Raw genomic sequence first — 17,733 nt, 5'->3', positions numbered from 1 at the left:
GGCCCTAATGACTCCAGAAATCGCACTCAGTTTATTTGCCGATGGGCTTTACTTGACCGTCATCATGGTTCTATTAATTGTGGGGCCAAGTTTGGTCGTAGGTTTAGTGGTCAGCATGTTTCAAGCGGCCACTCAAATTAATGAGCAAACTCTCAGCTTTTTGCCACGTTTGATTATCATGCTATTGACCATTATGTTGGCGGGGAACTGGATGGTATCTAAATTAAGCGATTTATTTAATCGCCTTTTTAATAGTATTCCAGGGCTCATAGGCTAAGCTGTGCAAGAGCTTGTTCTCAGTACCGATCAGCTGATGCAGTTTATTGGTCAATATCTCTGGCCCTTTCTGCGTATTGGTGCAGTATTTATGGCGGCGCCAATCTTCGGGGCTAAAACGGTAACAGCACGTGTTCGTGTCTTGTTAGCTTTGTTTGTCACTCTACTGGTCAGCCCCATGATTGAAGTGCCCAGGGGAGTTGACCTACTGAGTGGTCCTGCTTTAATGATTGTTGCCAATGAAGTATTGATCGGATTAGCTCTGGGTTTTAGTTTTCAGGTGGTTTTACATATATTTGTCTTGGCCGGCCAGCTGATCGCTATGAAAATGGGGTTAGGTTTTGCCTCTATGAACGATCCTAGCAACGGTATTACTGTTACAGTCCTTTCTCAGTTTTATCTTTTATTGTCTACCGTTTTATTTTTGATCTTTGATGGTCACCTACTAATCATTGCATTAATCGTAGAAAGTTTCTCGACCTTTCCTGTTGGTGGGGCAGGGTTTGGCCCCGATCAGTTTATTCAAATCGCCAATATGGGCAGTTGGATGTTTAGTGCGGCTTTGGTAGTGGTGTTGCCACTGTTTACAGCTATGCTCGTGATCAATATGGCGTTTGGCATTATGAACCGATCTGCGCCTCAAATTAATGTTTTTAGCGTCGGCTTTCCGATTACCTTGATTTTCGGATTGTTGTTTATGTGGCTGAGTCTGATTGTATTTTTACCATACTTCGAAGATGTCTTTTATCAGGCGGGTATGTTTAGCCGTGCTCTGTTGAGGCTCCCATAATGGCTGAAGACAACGACAGCAGTCAGGAAAAAACGGAAGAACCCTCCGCACGAAAACTTGAAAAAGCCCGTGAAGACGGACAAATTCCACGATCTCGCGATTTAACCACAACTTTTATATTGCTGGCAGGATCCATCGGTCTGTTTGTATTTGGTCGTTTAATTGCTGATAAATTTGTGGCTTTAACTCAAAATAATTTCACCTTAAGTCGTACAGAAATATTCGATACATCAGCGATGATAGGTCACCTTGTAAGCTCTTTTTACGCAGGACTAATCTCTATTGCTCCTTTTTTGGCGATTTTATTGGTGGCCTCCATTGTTGGCCCTATAGCTTTAGGGGGCTGGATGTTAAGTGCTAAAGCTATGGCGCCAAAGTTTAGTCGAATGAATCCATTGGCAGGCTTAAAGCGAATGTTTTCGGTCAAGGCTTTGGTAGAGTTGGCCAAATCTCTTGGGAAAGTTTCCGTGGTCATGTCGGTTGCTGTTTTGGCTCTTTTTATATGGCAGCAGGATATGATGCAGCTAGGGGCCTTAGAGACCAATGTGGCTATCGTTGAGTCTGTGCTGATCAGCGCCTATACCACCATTGCTATGTCGGCAGTCACTATATTGGTTGCCGCGATTGATGTGCCTTTTCAAATTTGGGATCACGCCAAAAAATTGAAAATGTCCCATCAAGAACTCAAAGATGAGCATAAAGATACCGATGGTAAGCCAGAGGTAAAAGGGCGCATTAGGCAGATGCAAAGAGAAATCGCCCAACGCCGAATGATGTCACAGGTACCCGAAGCCGATGTGGTTATTACCAACCCAACACACTTTTCCGTCGCTCTAAAATACAACCCAGATGACATGTCTACCCCCATCCTATTGGCTAAAGGCGGTGATCATACGGCTTTTCGTATTCGCGATATCGCTAAAAACAACAAGATTGATATCATTGAATCACCCGTATTGGCCCGTGCGATATTCCATACCACAGAGGTTGATGCTGAAATTCCAGCAGGACTTTATATGGCCGTTGCTCAAGTTTTAGCCTATGTGTTTGGTCTAAGAAATTTTCGCCAAGGCAAAGGGGAGAGGCCGGTTTTTCCACGTGATATTAATGTACCGCGGGATATGCGATATGATTGATTTTTGACCTGCCTGCTAGTGCTATCTGTTTTTCCTTTAATCTAACCTGCCTCCTTTTTTTGTTTCGCTTTAACACTTAGGTATGGTTCTTGCGATAGAGCAAGAAACTACAACAGAGCGTCAAAAAAACGTACAACTTTATGGCACTATCTTTGGGGCAATTCACAAAGGCTGATGGCAAGGCCGCATTTAATCAAGTCAAGGGAATGGGCCGGGGAAACCTAGGCATCCCTGTTTTACTGATTATGTTGCTGGGCATGATGATCTTACCCATGCCCGCGTTTATGCTCGACGCTTTCTTTTCTTTCAATATTGCCTTATCGATCGTGGTGTTGCTGGTGGGGGTTTATGCCCTACGGCCATTAGATTTTGCCGCTTTCCCGACTATTTTATTGGTGGCGACGTTAATGCGCTTAGCGCTTAACGTCGCTTCAACCCGAGTTGTCTTGCTCAATGGGCACGAAGGCGGTGATGCCGCAGGTAAGGTGATTCAAGCCTTTGGTGAGGTCGTCATAGGCGGCAATTACGCGGTGGGCTTGGTGGTCTTCTTGATTTTGATGATCATTAATTTTGTCGTTGTGACCAAGGGTGCCGGACGGATCTCCGAGGTCAGTGCCAGATTTACCCTCGATGCCATGCCCGGTAAGCAAATGGCGATTGATGCCGATTTGAACGCGGGGCTTATTGATCAAGAAGAGGCCAAGCAGCGGCGTGAAGATGTGGCCAGTGAAGCGGATTTCTACGGTGCAATGGATGGTGCCAGCAAATTTGTACGCGGCGATGCAATCGCCGGGATTTTGATTTTGGCAATTAATATCATTGGCGGCTTGGGTATCGGTATGGTCCAGCATGAGTTGGAGTTCGCCGATGCTTTACAAAAATACATTCTGTTGACAATCGGTGACGGTTTAGTGGCGCAAATACCGTCGCTAATGCTGTCTACCGCTACCGCTATTTTGGTTACCCGGGTGAATAGCTCGCAAGATATGCGCTCTCAAGTGATGTCGCAAATGTTCGATTCACCGAAAGCACTTATGATAGCGGCAGGCATTTTATTTATCATGGGTGCTATACCTGGCATGCCCCATGTGGCCTTTTTGGGCTTAGCGATCTTATGTGGAGCCTTTGCCTATTATATTCACTGGCGCAAACAGCAACCCGAGCCCGTTGAGGATAATTATATGCCCGGTGGTGCTAATGCTGGTCGGCCAGTTGCTAAACCTGCCGGTCAATCGATGGCCCCAGGCCCAGCACCAGCTCCAGCGGGTGCTTTGCCCCCGGCAGAGAACACTGAGCTCGGCTGGGATGATGTTCAGCCGGTGGATGTGATTGGACTGGAAGTCGGGTATCGGTTAATTCCCATGGTGGATAAAAACCAAGGCGGTACGCTATTGGGTCGCATTAAAGGCGTGCGGAAGAAGCTGTCCCAGGAAATGGGGTTCTTGGTGCCTACCGTTCATATACGAGACAACCTAGAGCTTGCGCCTAATGCCTATCGATTAAGCCTTATGGGGGTAACTGTGGCCGAGGCTGAGGTACACCCGGACCGCGAGCTGGCGATTAACCCGGGCCAAGTTTTTGGCGATATCGATGGTATTAAAGGCAAAGATCCCGCTTTTGGTTTGGATGCAATTTGGATTACGAGTGGACAAAAAGAGCAGGCACAAACTCTAGGTTACACAGTTGTTGATACGAGTACTGTGGTGGCTACCCACCTGAATCATATCTTGCAAGATAATATCCATGAGCTAATTGGCCATGAAGATGTACAAAAGTTGCTCGATATGCTGGAGAAAACTTCACCTCGATTGGTCGAAGAGTTAGTACCCAACACAGTGACCTTGAATACCCTGTTAAAAGTATTGCAGAACCTATTGCGCGAGCGGGTTCCTATTCGCGATATACGCTCAATCGCCGAAGCTTTGGCGGGGGTGGCAGGAAAGAGTCAAGATCCCGCCACTTTAACCGCCGCGGCGAGAGTCTCACTGGGCCGTCAAATCATCCAAAGTATCAATGGTACCGCGGCCGAGCTGCCGGTTATCACGTTACACCCTCAGTTGGAACAATTGTTGCTGGGTACTGTTCAGCAAGCACATAAAGCCGGGGTAGAAGAGAGCGCTTTTGTAGAGCCAGGGTTGGCAGAGAAGCTACAAAAATCATTGGCAGAGGCCGCACAGAAGCAGGAAATGGCCGGCAAGCCAACCGTTTTACTGGTGGCGGCGCCTTTGCGAATTATGTTGGCGCGTTTTTGCAGACACAGTATCGCGGATATGCATGTGCTGGCATACACAGAGATACCAGACAACAAGCAAATTACCATCGATGCCTCGGTTACCGCTGACGGCTAAAGGTGAAGTAGGAGATAGGCATGAAAGCAAAAAGGTTTGTAGCCAAAGATATGCGGCGGGCACTTGAATTAGTGCGCCAAAACCTCGGCGAAGATGCTGTGATTCTTTCTACCCGACGGGTAAAAGAGGGTGTGGAAATTTTAACCAGTAGCTCCGATGCTACCACGGTTCAAGCAGCGCCGGGTATGTTGTCGAGTCAATCTCAGCCACAGCCATTGTTTCCCGACCACCAAGATAAGTCAGATAAAAGTGGAGCCGATATAATGGCCGACATTGAGTTGGCCAGTCGTCGCTTGGCTGCCCGTGCGGCAGTTGATGAGTCTGCTGATGAGTATTTGGCAGAGCGTCAGGTTGTTAATGCCGGTATCCGCGTGTCTAATGCAGCGGTAGGCAACATGACCAAGCCTAAAGCAACGGTTAAAACTCAATCAGCGGCCGAACGTTATGGTTTGCTGGACGAACCAATTGAGACAGCTAAACTTGAGCTGACCGAGCGTGCAGACTCAGGTGCAGAGCGTCAGAGTATTGCGGATTTACAAGAAGAAATCTTACAAATGCGACAATTGCTTGAACAGCAGTTGTCGTCTTTCGCGTCTGCGCCGCCTAACACCAAAGCGGCCGCACCTATTAATGGCGGCATGGCCCAGCGCTTATATAATTTGGGGTTTTCTGAACGCGTAACCCGAGCGGTGCTAAAAAAGCCTTTAAACAATCGTTTAATTGCCAAGGCTTGGCCTGAGGTAATGGCCCGTTTGGCGAAAGCCATACCAGTTTGCCGAGAAGATGTGACCGCCAGCGGGGGTGTTTTTGCCTTTGTTGGGCCAACCGGCGCCGGAAAAACCACAACCGTTGCCAAGCTAGCGGCGCGCTATGTCATGCAACACGGCGCTGATAAAGTCGCTTTAGTGACCACCGATACTCAGCGTTTAGCGGCACACGACCAATTGCGTTCTCTGGCGAGCATTCTAAAAGTGCCCCTGAGAGTAGTTGATGATCACAACCCTTTGCCCCAAGTGTTGCGCAGTTTACGCAATGTCGAATTGGTGCTTATTGATACCGCAGGCTTGCGTCACGGCGACCCTGTGCTAAAACAACAGATGAAAGCTCTGGCCCAGATCCCTAAAGTGCGCAGTTTGCTGGTTTTGCCGGCCAATAGCCAAGCTCAGATGTTAAAAGCGTCACTTCACGCCTACAATGAGGCAAAGCTGCAGGGTTGTGTGTTGTCTAAACTGGATGAAACCACCAGTATCGGCGAGGCCATTGATTGTGCGATACAGGCAAAACTGCCAATAGCCTATACTACCGATGGTCAGGAAATTCCTGATGATATAGCGGTTGCCAAAGGCCCGAGTTTATTGAGCCGAGCAGTGCGTGTCGCGGGCAATGCTGAATCAAAAGTAACTGTGCGGCGATAAACTCTGTGAGTGACAGGCATTACTGTGTAATGATTGACAATAGATTGCGTATTACAGATAACTTATTGGGCCTCACCTGGGTGAGTGCGACAAAGAGAGTGTTGAGATGAGTCAAAATCGCCCTGTGCAAGTCATTGCTGTTTCCGGTGGTAAAGGCGGTGTAGGTAAAAGTAATATTTCGGTTAATCTCAGTATGGCACTGGCTCAGCTGCGTCGCCGTGTGGTATTGCTGGATGCTGATCTTGGCTTGGCCAATGTCGATGTACTCTTAGGAATCTCCCCCAAATACACCTTAGCTGATGTACTAGCGGGCAATTGTGATCTTGAGGATGTGTTAGTCACCGGGCCTGCCGGTATCAAAATTGTACCGGCGGCCTCGGGTGTACAAAGAATGGCGGAGTTGAGCCCCCAAGAGCACGCTGGGCTGATTTCTGCCTTTAGTGATTTGAGTGATCAAGTTGATGTGCTCGTCATTGATACTGCGGCAGGTATTTCCGATACCGTGGTGAGTTTTGCTCGTGCGGCCAATGAGGTGCTCGTCGTGGTATGCGATGAGCCATCATCGATTACCGATGCCTACGCACTGATCAAACTTCTGAATAAAGAACACGATGTGCAGCGCTTTCGAGTGGTGGCCAACATGACGCGAGGAGCCAGAGAGGGGCAGCTCATGTTCGCCAAACTCAATGCTGTTTGTGAGCGGTTCCTAGAGGTAACACTGCAGTATGTTGGACAGGTTCCTTTCGATGAGACCGTTCGCAAATCGGTGCAAAAGCAGAAAGCTTTACTGGAATTTGCACCTAATTGCAAAGCTGCTCAGGCTATCCGCCAATTGGCAAAAACGGTTGATGGTTGGCCTCTGCCGGCTGCACCAACCGGCAAGTTAGAGTTTTTTGTAGAGCGGCTTCTGCAAACGGGTGGGGCGGGGTATTGAGTAATGAACGCGGCAAATGGGTTGGCTATGTACAGTAATTCTAATTCCCAGGCGAATCCTATCAATGTCGAAGACTACGCCTCACTGGTAAAGCGTATCGCTCACCATATGATGTTAAGAATGCCTGCATCAGTGCAGGTCGATGATTTAATACAGGCGGGCATGATTGGCCTTCTTGAGGCGGCACAAAAATACGACGGATCTAAAGGCGCTAGCTTTGAAACCTATGCTGGCATTCGAATTCGAGGTGCCATCGTCGATGAAATGCGACGCGGGGACTGGGCTCCAAGATCTGTTCATCGCAACGCTCGACGTGTCAGCGAGGCTATTACCCGGGTGGAGGCTCGACATGGACGCGATGCCGACGACAGTGAAGTGGCAGCCGAATTAGGGGTTGAACTGAACGATTATCACGCAATGCTGCGCGATGCCAATTCCAGCCGTTTGTTTAGCTATGAAGAAACCTTTACCGACGATGCCGGAGCTTCTCTTTCCGGTGAATCCAGCGAGTTTGATAACCCTCAGGACAATATAACGCGAGAAAGCCTAAAGGTATCTCTCAGTCAGGCGATAAACCAATTGCCGGAACGGGAAAAAATGGTGTTGGCCCTTTACTATGATAAAGAGCTAAATCTTAAAGAAATTGGTCAAATATTAGGCGTTAGTGAGTCCCGGGTTAGTCAGATACATTCTCAGGCGGCTAGCAGACTCAGGTCCAGACTGTCAGATTGGACCCAGAATGATTGATCATAGGGTACAATAGCCGGGTTCCGATCTCAAAAATATAGGATCGGAACGTAAAGTGGCCGCTGGCACTGGATTCATTCTCCCCAGCGACTAGAATTAGAGTAATTCAGACTCCCTTGAGAGTGATACGGAGGCAGCATTGGATAAAGAAATGAAGATTCTAATTGTCGATGACTTTTCGACAATGCGGCGGATCATCAAAAATCTACTCAGAGACCTTGGGTTTACCAATACCCACGAAGCTGATGATGGTGTGACTGCACTGCCGATGCTGAAAAGCGGCGGGTTTGATTTCTTGATTACCGACTGGAACATGCCAGGGATGAGTGGTATCGATTTGCTTAAAGCAGTTCGCGCCGATGAGAAACTGGCGCCTTTGCCAGTTCTTATGGTCACTGCCGAAGCAAAGCGGGATCAAATTGTTGAGGCGGCGCAAGCGGGTGTTAATGGTTATGTCGTCAAGCCTTTCACTGCGGCGGCACTGAAAGAGAAGATTGAGAAGATTTTCGAGCGGGTAGGTTAATAGCTCAGAAAATTACAACAATAAAGGCACTCCGATGACGTCTGATACTCAAGAAAACGACAACAAAATGTTCGTCAAAGAACTGCAAGAAAGTGCCAGTTTGCTGGTGGAGAAACTTCAAGGTAATGATTACGATGAGGCGACCCGCTTAATTGAATCGATAGTGTCTTCCCGGGATCAGCATCTTTTCCAGTCTGTGGGCCGTTTAACCCGCGGTCTGCACAGTGCCATTGTCAATTTCAATGTTGACGGCGACCTCTCCTCAGAACCTCCCAGTATTGAGCGTTCTGAAATTCGCGATGCTACCGACCGTTTAAAGTATGTCATTGATTTAACCCAGAGTGCCGCTGACAAGACCATGGACATGGTTGAAGAGGCCGCTCCTATTGCGATGAACCTGGGACAAGAGGCTAACTCTCTCAAACAAGAGTGGACCCGGTTGCAAAGTGGAGACATGAGTGCGGACGAGTTCAGAGCACTCTACACCCGTATGGATGATTTTTTGGGCCAAATGGAAAGTGGTACTCAGCAGCTGGGGAAAAACCTGCAGGAAATCATTCTCGAGCAGGGCTTTCAGGATCTAACCGGTCAAGTGCTCAAGCGCGTAATGGGTCTGATTAATGAAGTCGAACAGGATTTGGTCAGTTTGGTTCGAATCGCCGGTCAGGTAGAAGAGATTACAGGTTTACAAGTTGAGGCCGATAACGAGGGTAAGGCCCGCGTTGTTGAAGTCAGTAAAGGCGAAGGCCCTCAAATTGATAAAGAAAAAGAAGACGTAGTATCAAGTCAGGACGAAGTAGATGACCTGCTGTCCAGTCTCGGCTTTTAGAGGAAGAGTGAATGGGATTCGGTGATGATGAAGAAATTCTACAGGATTTCCTGGTTGAAGCCGGTGAGATTCTAGAGAACCTCTCAGAACAACTGGTCGAACTGGAGCGTCAGCCCGACGACCGTGAATTACTGAATGCCATTTTTCGCGGTTTTCATACCGTTAAGGGTGGGGCCGGTTTTTTACAATTAAACGCGATGGTGGAATGCTGTCACGTCACCGAAAACCTGTTCGATATTCTGCGCAATGGTAAACGCGAAGTGACATCTGAGCTTATGGATGTTGTGTTGCAAGCGCTAGATGCCGTTAATTTGCAATTCGAACAGGTCTCTCAACGCGAAGAGCTCACCGCGGCCGACCCCGAACTCCTTTCACAGCTCGAAAAACTGGTCGCCTGCGAGGATCTGAACGGACCCAGCGCAGCCCCTGCCGATGACGGTGCTGTCCCGTCTGAGTCGCAAAGCGCTTCGCCCGATACCGTTCGCGCTAGCAGCGATATCACCGACGACGAATTTAATGACCTTTTGGATGCCTTATCCGGTACTACGGCGGGCCAATCTACTAACGAACCGAGCGGCGCGAGCACTACTGCGGCCACTACACCTGATGGTAGTAGTGATGAGATTTCCGAAGATGAATTTGATGCATTACTCGATCAACTTCACGGTGCCGGGCAAGCTCCCGGTGCGGCAGCGCCTTCAGCGCCAAGCGGCAATAGCAAGCCGGCAACCTCAAGTGATGAGATTAGCGATGACGAGTTTGAGGCTCTGTTGGACGAATTACACGGCAAGGGTAAGGCCCCGACAAAAACCGCTGGCTCAGCTCCTGCTGAGAGCACGCCAGCCGCCGACAGCTCCGAGCCGGCTAAAGCCGCTGGAGCCAGTGATGATATCAGCGACGACGAATTTGAAGCTTTGCTGGATCAAATACACGGTAAAGGCAAAGGGCCTCAAAGTAATGCAGCTCAAGACAAAGCTCCCGCTCCAACACCTTCTGCTAAGCCAAAAGTAGAATTAGCGCCTAAAGCTTCAGCGTCTCAGGCTCAAGCCAAAAGCGCTACACCGGGTGGCCCACAAAAAGGCCGGCCTGAGCGAGAAGGCGCGCCAGCCCAAGTAGAAACAACAGTGCGGGTAGATACGCAACGGCTCGATGAAATCATGAATATGGTGGGCGAGCTGGTCTTGGTGCGCAATCGATTGGTGCGATTAGGTGATAGCGCTCAAAATGAGTCTTTATCTAAGGCGGTCTCTAATCTTGATGTTGTAACGGCTGATTTGCAGTCATCCGTTATGAAAACTCGTATGCAGCCAATTAAAAAGGTGTTTGGTCGCTTTCCTCGTGTGGTGCGGGACTTGGCTCGCAATTTGAAAAAAGAGATTGACCTTGAACTGGTCGGTGAAGAAACCGACCTGGATAAAAACTTGGTTGAAGCTTTGGCCGATCCCTTAGTTCACTTAGTGCGCAATTCGGTAGATCACGGTATCGAACTGCCAGAAATTCGGGAACAAAAAGGCAAACCACGCAAAGGGTGTGTTGTGCTGGGCGCGGAGCAAGAGGGCGATCATATTCTTCTGTCTATTACCGACGATGGCGCCGGTATGGATCCGGATAAGCTGCGCAAGATTGCAGTGGAGAAAGGTGTCTATGATGAGGATACTGTGCAGCGGTTATCCGATAGTGAAGCCTTTGCGTTAATTTTTGCTCCCGGCTTTTCAACGAAAAAAGAAATCTCCGACGTGTCGGGCCGCGGCGTCGGAATGGATGTGGTGAAAACTAAAATCACCCAATTAAATGGTTCGATAGAAATTCAATCGAAATTGGGTGAGGGCACTCGCTTTAATATTAAAGTCCCGCTTACCCTGGCAATCATGCCAACGTTGATGATCATGTTGGAAAATCAGACCTTTGCTTTGCCTTTGGTCAGTGTAAATGAAATTTTCCATATGGATCTTACCCGTTCCCACGTGGTGGATGGCCAAGAGTGCGTGGCAATACGAGATCAGGCAATACCTCTATTTTTCCTGAAAAATTGGTTGATCAATGGTGCGCATGTATCCACCAAAAATCAAAAAGAAGGCCATGTGGTGATTGTAACGGTAGGCACACGGCGTGTGGGTTTTGTTGTAGACCAATTGATCGGACAGGAAGAGGTTGTTATTAAACCTCTGGGTAAAATGTTACAGGGTACCCCGGGGATGGCCGGCGCTACGATTACCGGTGATGGCACCATCGCTCTTATTTTAGATGTGCCTAGCTTATTGCAGAGCTATTCTAATGGCGCGTGATTTTGAGTTGTAACGGTTATGGATTTTATCCTGATAAATGGAGATAAGGCATGCCCGTACGGGTAATGATTGTAGATGATTCACACTTCTTTCAAACACGATTGAAGGAAATTATCGGTAAAAATGCAAATCTTCAGGTGGTTGCTGTTGCAAGTAATGGCCGAGAAGCTGTAGAAATGGTTGCCAAGGCCAAACCTGATATTATCACCATGGATTTCGAAATGCCGGTGATGGACGGGGTAACCGCGGTCAGGCATATTATGGCCGAAAACCCTACGCCTATCTTAATGTTTTCTTCGTTAACCTACGAAGGTGCACGTATTACTCTGGATGCATTGGCCGCAGGTGCTTTGGATTTTATCCCCAAAGATTTTGCCGAAGTGTCTCGCAACTCCGTGACTTTAACTCAAAAATTACACGAACGATTACTTACTTTAGCTCGTCAAGCAAAAAGTACCCCAGTCGTTAGTTCGGCCAATACTGCAACAAGGCATGCAGCCACTGCTGATCGTGTAACCCCGCTGCCGAAACGGCAACCATTAACGAGCAGCCGGCCAAGAGTCGAATCAACGAAATCCAGCTCAACTAAAAAGACATTTTCCAAGCCTAAACTGCTCGTGGTTGGCGCCTCAACCGGAGGGCCGGTGGCATTGACCGATGTGTTGACTAAATTGCCGGGAAATTTTCCAATACCTATTTTGCTGGTACAGCATATGCCGGAGAATTTTACTAAAGCTTTTGCCGAAAGACTTAACAAGCAATGTGCTATTGAGGTTCGCGAAGCGGTGGATGGCGACACCTTACGGCCGGGTGTGGCATTGTTGGCGCCCGGGGGTAAGCAAATGATGCTGGATTCTCGTGGCTCAAAAGTAAAAGTAATGCCCGATGATGTGAGAATTAACTATAAACCCAGCTTGGATATCACTTTCGGTTCCGCCGCTAATAGTTTGTCGGATCGTGTGCTTGGCGTTGTGCTAACCGGGATGGGGTCTGATGGATGCAAGGGGGCAGAACTGCTAAAACAAAAGGGCGCTCAAATCTGGAGTCAAGATGAAGCCAGTTGTGTCATTTACGGTATGCCAATGGCGGTCGCTAGAGCTAATTTATCTGATCGAATACTGCCATTAAAAGAGATTGGCATAGAAATCGCCAATGAGGTGACCTAATGGATCTGCTCAGTATTATTGGCGTCATACTTGGTTTTGCGGCTATTATTGGCGGTAATTTTATTGAGGGCGGATCTCTGGGTTCGCTGGTTAATTTGCCTGCCGCGTTAATTGTATTTGGCGGTACGGCTGGCGCTGCCATGTTGCAGACCCCGAAAGATTGTTTGTCGCGGGCGTTGGGGATGTTCCCTTGGGTGTTTCGACCACCGTCTGTGGATTATGCCAAAGGCGTGAAGAAAATAACTCATTGGTCGTCAGTTGCACGTAAAGAAGGGCTGTTAGGGCTAGAGCGTTTGGCGGAAGAAGAAAAAGACCCATTTGCCCAAAAAAGTCTGGAGTTATTAGTTGATGGTAATGAGCCTGACAGTATTAAACGCGTACTGGAAGGAGACATGATTTTAAAAGAGCAAAAATACATGGAGGCCGTTCGTGTGTATGAAAGCATGGGAGGTTACTCGCCAACCATAGGCATTATAGGCGCAGTCATGGGGCTTATACATGTTATGCGCAATTTGGCAGATCCCGAACAATTGGGGCCAGGTATAGCCGTTGCTTTCGTCGCAACAATTTATGGTGTGGCGCTTGCCAATTTATTTTTATTGCCTATTGCCAATAAATTACGGCAGTGTGTGGACCGCGACAGTCGCTACCAAGAGCTTTTCATCGAGGGGGTCATGGGGATTGCCGATGGTGAAAACCCTAAAGCCATTCAGGTAAAGCTGAGCGGCTACCTCAATTAATGTAGACCCTGTTATGCCTCGCCGCCGATCATCAGAGCTAAAAGTAAATCACGAACGTTGGTTGGTATCCTATGCCGACTTTATTACGTTGTTATTTGCATTCTTTGTGGTGATGTACTCTATTTCACAAGTGAATGAAAGTAAGTATCGAGTGCTTTCCACAACGCTTGATCAGGCCTTTGAATCTGATTCAACACAGAAAAAAACTATCGATATCGATCGCCCCATACTAAACCAGCAACAGTCGGTCGTTCATTTAAATATGGCTCGCGGCGGAAATTTAGGAATTTTAGAACAAAACTTTCGTGATGAATTTGATCAACTGATTGATGATGAATTAATGCGCATTTCAAGTAATGAAATGTGGCTGCAAATTGAACTACGCGACAATATTTTATTTGATTCCGCCAGTGCCGATGCCAGTGCGCAAGCCCGTGAAATTTTTAGTAAAGTATCTACTATTTTGGCCGAAACCCAAAACCCGATTCAAATTGAAGGCTTTACGGATAATGTACCGATCAATACTGAGCGCTATCCCAGTAACTGGGAATTGTCTTCGGCGCGCGCCAGCGCGATCGTAAAATGGATGGTGGCAAACGGTGTCGATGCCACCCGACTTGCGGCTGTGGGCTATGGTGAGCATCAACCAGTAGCGGCGAACGACAGTGCCGATGGGCGAGCACAAAACAGACGAGTGGCCGTGATGATTGCCCGCGATGCCTTTGACCGACCGCGCAACTCGATCGATGCGCTGGCCGGAGACGCGGCACTTGCGCCAGCCTCTGAAGCTGAAAATACACCTGAAGATATGGCGCAGTCGGCCGATACCGTCAAAAGACCTGATTCGAATCAAGGCTTGATAGAGGCTGTGCAGATGGAAGACGGCGATTTGCTGTTTAGCAGTGATCCTGATTTACCTCGTGAAAACTAGTAGGCACAATAGTTGCTGTTGATACCGAATAGGGCCAATACTATAAACTGTGTCAGCATATTGACGCTGGAGTAAACATTGATCGTTTGGACGGTGGCAAATCAAAAAGGTGGTGTAGGTAAAACGACCACCAGCGCAGCACTAGCCGGCCTTGCCGCCGAGCAAGGCCGTCGCGTATTGCTGATTGATTTGGACCCGCATGGCTCTTTGACCAGCTACTTTGGTCAAAACCCGGATACCGTAAAACTCAGTGCTTTTACGCTCTTTGCCGAACGAGGCAAGTTAAGTCGGGACTTTGTAAAGTCGGTCATTATCAATAGTGGCCATCAGAAACTTGATTTAATCCCATCGGCTACCGCCTTGGCGACATTGGAGCGCCGCGCTGTGGGGCAGGGTGCTTTGGGGTTAGTTATAGGTGAGGTATTATCCGCGGTCAGTGACGATTACGACTTGGCCATTATTGATACCCCTCCTTTGCTAGGCGTACTGATGATCAATGCGCTGGCAGCTTGTCATGAGTTGATTATTCCGGTGCAAACAGAATACCTCGCTCTGAAAGGGCTTGAGCGAATGGTCAACACGCTGAATATGATGGCAAAATCCAATCAAAAACAAGTCAGCTACTGTATCGTACCGGCTATGTTCGATCGCCGAACACAAGCATCCGTCTCAACCTTGCGAACCATACGCCATGATTATCCTTTGCAGACTTGGCCGGGCAAGGTTCCAATTGATACTAAGTTTCGTGATGCCAGTAAGGCGGGGGTCCCACCACATCTATTCGAGCCGCAAAGCCGAGGCGTTGAGGCCTACCGATCTTTATATAAATGGTTAGTCCGCAGCAAAAGCAATAAATCGGCTAATACTTCACAAAAAGTAGGGGTCGGCTGATGAGTGATAGCAAAACTGATGATGTACTCCAGGACTATCTCAGCGATTTGTTGGGCGTCGGGTCTGAATCAGAATCGTCAACTCGGTCTGCGGCGTCGCCTGCGATAGCTGCACCTCAATCCGAAGCCGTAAAACCGATGCCGCTTGCCGAAAAAGATGTTATGGCAATTAAGCGCGAGCAGCTGCAAAAATTACTGCAAAGCGCGCGTGTTCAAGTAGAGCAGGTGGCCGATGTAGACCTAAACGAGCCCGCCGCTGTGCCTGTGCAAGCACCGGTGGTGCCCGTCAGCCAAGTTACGAGTAAAGAGTCGCCTTCAGTTGGTGAAACTCTAGAGGCAATAGAGGATGCTGTTGCCTTAAATGTGCTAGATGAACAGCTCGAATGGCTTGATAATGGCCGTCCTCGCTGGGCACAAAACACCTTTGAGGTGTTGTTATTTAAAGTAAGCGGTTTGACCTTAGCGGTGCCCTTAATCTCTTTGGGGCAAATTCAGCCTTTGACCGATGAATTAACGCCTTTATTTGGGCAGGCTGATTGGTTTATGGGACTTCAACCCACCGCATCTGGCAAGGTACGTACCGTCAATACAGCAAAATTTGTGATGCCAGAGCGATATGATCCCGCCTTTGAGCAAACGGCTAAATACGTGATCTCTATCAATGGTGTGCCTTGGGGTTTGGCTGTCGATAATGTCGAGCAGCCCATTACCTTAAGCCCGGAAGATGTAAAATGGCGTGGTACTCGTACCCAGCGACCCTGGCTGGCAGGCACTGTTAAAGCCCATATGTGTGCTCTGCTGGATATACCTATGGTCGGTAAATTGTTAACTGACTCGGATAAAAATGCCCGGCTCGCTTGAGGTTAGTCCAAGCTAGTGTTGTTGGCGCATTTTGTGCGGTAAGCTATAGTAATGAATAGTGTTATGCTATTTGGTGTAGAGATTATTAAGGGCTAAGTGCCCAGCGAGCGAGGAAATGTGCATGGCTAGCAATGCCAATCAAAATCATAATGCCGACGATCCGGTGTTGCAATGGGTGACATTTCGGCTGGATGGTGAAACCTACGGCATCAATGTAATGCAGGTCCAAGAGGTGCTGCGCTACACAGAGATAGCACCAGTACCGGGTGCGCCGGCCTACGTATTAGGGATTATTAATTTACGGGGTAATGTCGTAACCGTTATTGATACTCGCCATCGATTCGCTCTCCCTACCGGTGAGGTGACCGATAATACACGTATTGTGATTATCGAGGCCGACAATCACGTTATTGGTATTTTGGTGGATAGCGTGGCCGAGGTTGTCTATCTGCGTCAATCTGAAATCGAAATGGCACCTAATGTCGGCAATGAGGAAAGTGCTAAATTTATCCAAGGCGTGTGCCACAAGAATGATGAATTGCTTATTTTGATTGAACTCAACAAGCTGCTTTCCGACCACGAGTGGGCAGAGTTAGAAGATATTTAAGCGAGCCAATGAGCTTTTCTATATGACTGAGAGCCCGTTACTTTTATGGTTATTAGCCGCAGCGCTTCTTGCGACTGTGGCTTGTGGCGTTTGGTGTATGTTGCTCAGCAACCGAATTGGCCGAATCCAATCTCAGCTAAACAGTACCGCGAAAGATTTGACCACCCTAAAATCCGGCGCAATTGGTATGGGGCAGCGTATTATGGCTATGGAGTCTAGTTCAAGCGTTCGAGGCACTGACGCGGATGATATTCCCGCCAGTGTACGACCATACTCGGAGGCGACTCACCTGTTGGAAATGGGTGTGTCGCGTGAAGAGGTGGCTAGCCGCTGCGGCCTCTCCCGCGCCGAATCTTCCCTGTTGGATGCTTTGCGCAAAAAACCTACCGCTTAATTGTTTTTTCTAAATTATTATTAGTAGTTTTAACAAAACTTTCTTTCTGCAATAACCCATCTGCGCGCACTCAATTCCACGCTTTATGTTATTGAGCGTTAAACAACTGACCATTTATGGCAATAGACTTCTTGTCCATCAAATAAAGATAGAGCGGCATAATTTGCTCGGGAGTTTTAATGGTTTGAGGGTCTTCGGCCGGATAAGCGGATGCACGCATGGCAGTGCGGGTGGCCCCGGGGTTGATGCTGTTGCTACGCACACTGGTGCCGTCGAGCTCATCGGCCAATGTTTGCATTAAGTTTTCTTGCGCCGCTTTACTGGCCGCGTAAGCGCCCCAATAGGCGCGCCCTTGGCGCGCCACCGACGAGCCGGTGAAAATCACACTGGCGTGGCCAGTAGGGGAGCTATGCAATAATGGCAGCAAGGCTTTCGTTAGCATAAAGGGTGCATTGGCGTTTACCTGCATTATGCGAGCCCAGGTGTCATTGGCATAATCTCTGATGGGCATGCGATCGCCCAGCTCTGAGGCGTTGTGTAAGATTCCGCTTAAACCACCGAATTCGCTTTGTAAGGCATTACAGAGATCGGTGTATTCTTTTTCTGTGGCGCCTTCAAAATTCATCGGATATATGGCGGGTTGCGGACCGCCCGTATTTTCAATGTCGTCGTAAACGGCTTCTAGTTTTGCCAGGGTTCGCCCCAGTAGAATAACGGTGGCGCCGTGGCTGGCGTAAGTTAATGCCGCTACACGACCAATCCCATCGCCGGCTCCAGTGACGAGGATGATGTCATTGGTCAGTGCTTGGGAGGCCGGAATGTAATCAATTGGCAGAGTGTTAATGGTTTCGCTCATGGATA

The 17,733-nt window shown here is 48.4% G+C and carries 18 protein-coding genes; 17 read left to right on the top strand and 1 reads right to left on the bottom strand.

Translation table 11 applies throughout. The features are described 5' to 3' along the window. Positions 1-7: 7 nt before the first annotated feature. From fliQ to Q4526_RS13080, 17 genes are all read left to right on the top strand, one after another. Positions 8-277, top strand: a complete 270-nt coding sequence (gene fliQ, locus Q4526_RS13160; protein WP_215977540.1) for a flagellar biosynthesis protein FliQ — start codon at positions 8-10, stop codon at positions 275-277. Positions 278-280: 3 nt separating this feature from the next. Beyond that, positions 281-1,066: a flagellar biosynthetic protein FliR gene (fliR, locus tag Q4526_RS13155; RefSeq protein WP_215977539.1), complete on the top strand. Its 786-nt coding sequence runs from the start codon at positions 281-283 to the stop codon at positions 1,064-1,066. Next, complete coding sequence (gene flhB / locus Q4526_RS13150) at positions 1,066-2,202, top strand: flagellar biosynthesis protein FlhB (protein ID WP_215977538.1); 1,137 nt, start codon at positions 1,066-1,068, stop codon at positions 2,200-2,202. The genes fliR and flhB overlap by 1 nt, the downstream gene beginning before the upstream one ends. Before the next feature lie 140 nt (positions 2,203-2,342). Further along, on the top strand, positions 2,343-4,550 hold the full coding sequence (gene flhA, locus Q4526_RS13145; RefSeq protein ID WP_215977537.1) for a flagellar biosynthesis protein FlhA: 2,208 nt from the start codon (positions 2,343-2,345) through the stop codon (positions 4,548-4,550). A 20-nt stretch (positions 4,551-4,570) separates the two neighbouring features. After that, positions 4,571-5,965: a flagellar biosynthesis protein FlhF gene (gene flhF / locus Q4526_RS13140; RefSeq protein WP_215977536.1), complete on the top strand. Its 1,395-nt coding sequence runs from the start codon at positions 4,571-4,573 to the stop codon at positions 5,963-5,965. Positions 5,966-6,071: 106 nt separating this feature from the next. Next, positions 6,072-6,899, top strand: coding sequence for a MinD/ParA family protein (locus tag Q4526_RS13135; protein WP_215977535.1), 828 nt, complete (start codon positions 6,072-6,074; stop codon positions 6,897-6,899). A 27-nt stretch (positions 6,900-6,926) separates the two neighbouring features. Next, positions 6,927-7,646: an RNA polymerase sigma factor FliA gene (locus Q4526_RS13130; RefSeq protein WP_215977778.1), complete on the top strand. Its 720-nt coding sequence runs from the start codon at positions 6,927-6,929 to the stop codon at positions 7,644-7,646. A gap of 139 nt (positions 7,647-7,785) precedes the next feature. After that, positions 7,786-8,169: a chemotaxis response regulator CheY gene (gene cheY / locus Q4526_RS13125; protein ID WP_215977534.1), complete on the top strand. Its 384-nt coding sequence runs from the start codon at positions 7,786-7,788 to the stop codon at positions 8,167-8,169. Positions 8,170-8,203: 34 nt separating this feature from the next. Further along, entirely contained in the window at positions 8,204-8,998 is a 795-nt protein-coding gene (locus Q4526_RS13120) for a protein phosphatase CheZ (RefSeq protein ID WP_215977533.1), read from the top strand. 11 nt (positions 8,999-9,009) lie between these two features. Beyond that, complete coding sequence (locus Q4526_RS13115; RefSeq protein WP_215977532.1) at positions 9,010-11,283, top strand: chemotaxis protein CheA; 2,274 nt, start codon at positions 9,010-9,012, stop codon at positions 11,281-11,283. A 50-nt stretch (positions 11,284-11,333) separates the two neighbouring features. Next, positions 11,334-12,449 (top strand): chemotaxis response regulator protein-glutamate methylesterase, encoded by a 1,116-nt coding sequence (locus tag Q4526_RS13110; RefSeq protein ID WP_215977531.1) that lies wholly within the window; start codon positions 11,334-11,336, stop codon positions 12,447-12,449. Then, on the top strand, positions 12,449-13,189 hold the full coding sequence (locus Q4526_RS13105) for a flagellar motor protein (protein WP_215977530.1): 741 nt from the start codon (positions 12,449-12,451) through the stop codon (positions 13,187-13,189). The genes Q4526_RS13110 and Q4526_RS13105 overlap by 1 nt, the downstream gene beginning before the upstream one ends. 13 nt (positions 13,190-13,202) lie before the next feature. Further along, complete coding sequence (motD, locus tag Q4526_RS13100) at positions 13,203-14,120, top strand: flagellar motor protein MotD (protein ID WP_215977529.1); 918 nt, start codon at positions 13,203-13,205, stop codon at positions 14,118-14,120. Between the two features lie 78 nt (positions 14,121-14,198). Beyond that, complete coding sequence (locus tag Q4526_RS13095) at positions 14,199-15,011, top strand: ParA family protein (RefSeq protein ID WP_215977528.1); 813 nt, start codon at positions 14,199-14,201, stop codon at positions 15,009-15,011. Then, complete coding sequence (locus Q4526_RS13090) at positions 15,011-15,871, top strand: chemotaxis protein CheW (protein ID WP_215977527.1); 861 nt, start codon at positions 15,011-15,013, stop codon at positions 15,869-15,871. Before Q4526_RS13095 ends, Q4526_RS13090 begins: the two co-directional genes overlap by 1 nt. A 121-nt stretch (positions 15,872-15,992) precedes the next feature. After that, positions 15,993-16,478 carry a chemotaxis protein CheW gene (locus Q4526_RS13085; protein ID WP_215977526.1) on the top strand — a complete coding sequence of 162 codons (486 nt, stop codon included), beginning with the start codon at positions 15,993-15,995 and terminating at the stop codon, positions 16,476-16,478. Between the two features lie 97 nt (positions 16,479-16,575). Further along, positions 16,576-16,872 carry a DUF2802 domain-containing protein gene (locus Q4526_RS13080; RefSeq protein WP_215977525.1) on the top strand — a complete coding sequence of 99 codons (297 nt, stop codon included), beginning with the start codon at positions 16,576-16,578 and terminating at the stop codon, positions 16,870-16,872. Between the two features lie 88 nt (positions 16,873-16,960). Here Q4526_RS13080 and Q4526_RS13075 read toward each other — a convergent pair whose 3' ends face one another. Then, complete coding sequence (locus tag Q4526_RS13075) at positions 16,961-17,728, bottom strand: YciK family oxidoreductase (protein WP_215977524.1); 768 nt, start codon at positions 17,726-17,728, stop codon at positions 16,961-16,963. Positions 17,729-17,733 lie beyond the last annotated feature (5 nt).

The sequence above is a fragment of the Gilvimarinus sp. 2_MG-2023 genome (assembly GCF_030547685.1).
Classification (GTDB): Bacteria; Pseudomonadota; Gammaproteobacteria; order Pseudomonadales; family Cellvibrionaceae; genus Gilvimarinus.
Note: the sequence above shows the minus strand (reverse complement) of the source record. Positions and strands in the feature narration are given on the sequence as shown.

Coding starts and splice junctions, on each gene's coding strand:
- fliQ (WP_215977540.1), top strand. CDS start 8: ATGACTCCAGAAATCGCACTCAGTTTATTTGCCGATGGGCTTTACTTG.
- flhB (WP_215977538.1), top strand. CDS start 1,066: ATGGCTGAAGACAACGACAGCAGTCAGGAAAAAACGGAAGAACCCTCC.
- flhA (WP_215977537.1), top strand. CDS start 2,343: ATGGCACTATCTTTGGGGCAATTCACAAAGGCTGATGGCAAGGCCGCA.
- flhF (WP_215977536.1), top strand. CDS start 4,571: ATGAAAGCAAAAAGGTTTGTAGCCAAAGATATGCGGCGGGCACTTGAA.
- Q4526_RS13135 (WP_215977535.1), top strand. CDS start 6,072: ATGAGTCAAAATCGCCCTGTGCAAGTCATTGCTGTTTCCGGTGGTAAA.
- Q4526_RS13130 (WP_215977778.1), top strand. CDS start 6,927: ATGTACAGTAATTCTAATTCCCAGGCGAATCCTATCAATGTCGAAGAC.
- Q4526_RS13120 (WP_215977533.1), top strand. CDS start 8,204: ATGACGTCTGATACTCAAGAAAACGACAACAAAATGTTCGTCAAAGAA.
- Q4526_RS13115 (WP_215977532.1), top strand. CDS start 9,010: ATGGGATTCGGTGATGATGAAGAAATTCTACAGGATTTCCTGGTTGAA.
- Q4526_RS13110 (WP_215977531.1), top strand. CDS start 11,334: ATGCCCGTACGGGTAATGATTGTAGATGATTCACACTTCTTTCAAACA.
- Q4526_RS13105 (WP_215977530.1), top strand. CDS start 12,449: ATGGATCTGCTCAGTATTATTGGCGTCATACTTGGTTTTGCGGCTATT.
- motD (WP_215977529.1), top strand. CDS start 13,203: ATGCCTCGCCGCCGATCATCAGAGCTAAAAGTAAATCACGAACGTTGG.
- Q4526_RS13090 (WP_215977527.1), top strand. CDS start 15,011: ATGAGTGATAGCAAAACTGATGATGTACTCCAGGACTATCTCAGCGAT.
- Q4526_RS13085 (WP_215977526.1), top strand. CDS start 15,993: ATGGCTAGCAATGCCAATCAAAATCATAATGCCGACGATCCGGTGTTG.
- Q4526_RS13080 (WP_215977525.1), top strand. CDS start 16,576: ATGTTGCTCAGCAACCGAATTGGCCGAATCCAATCTCAGCTAAACAGT.
- Q4526_RS13075 (WP_215977524.1), bottom strand. CDS start 17,728: ATGAGCGAAACCATTAACACTCTGCCAATTGATTACATTCCGGCCTCC.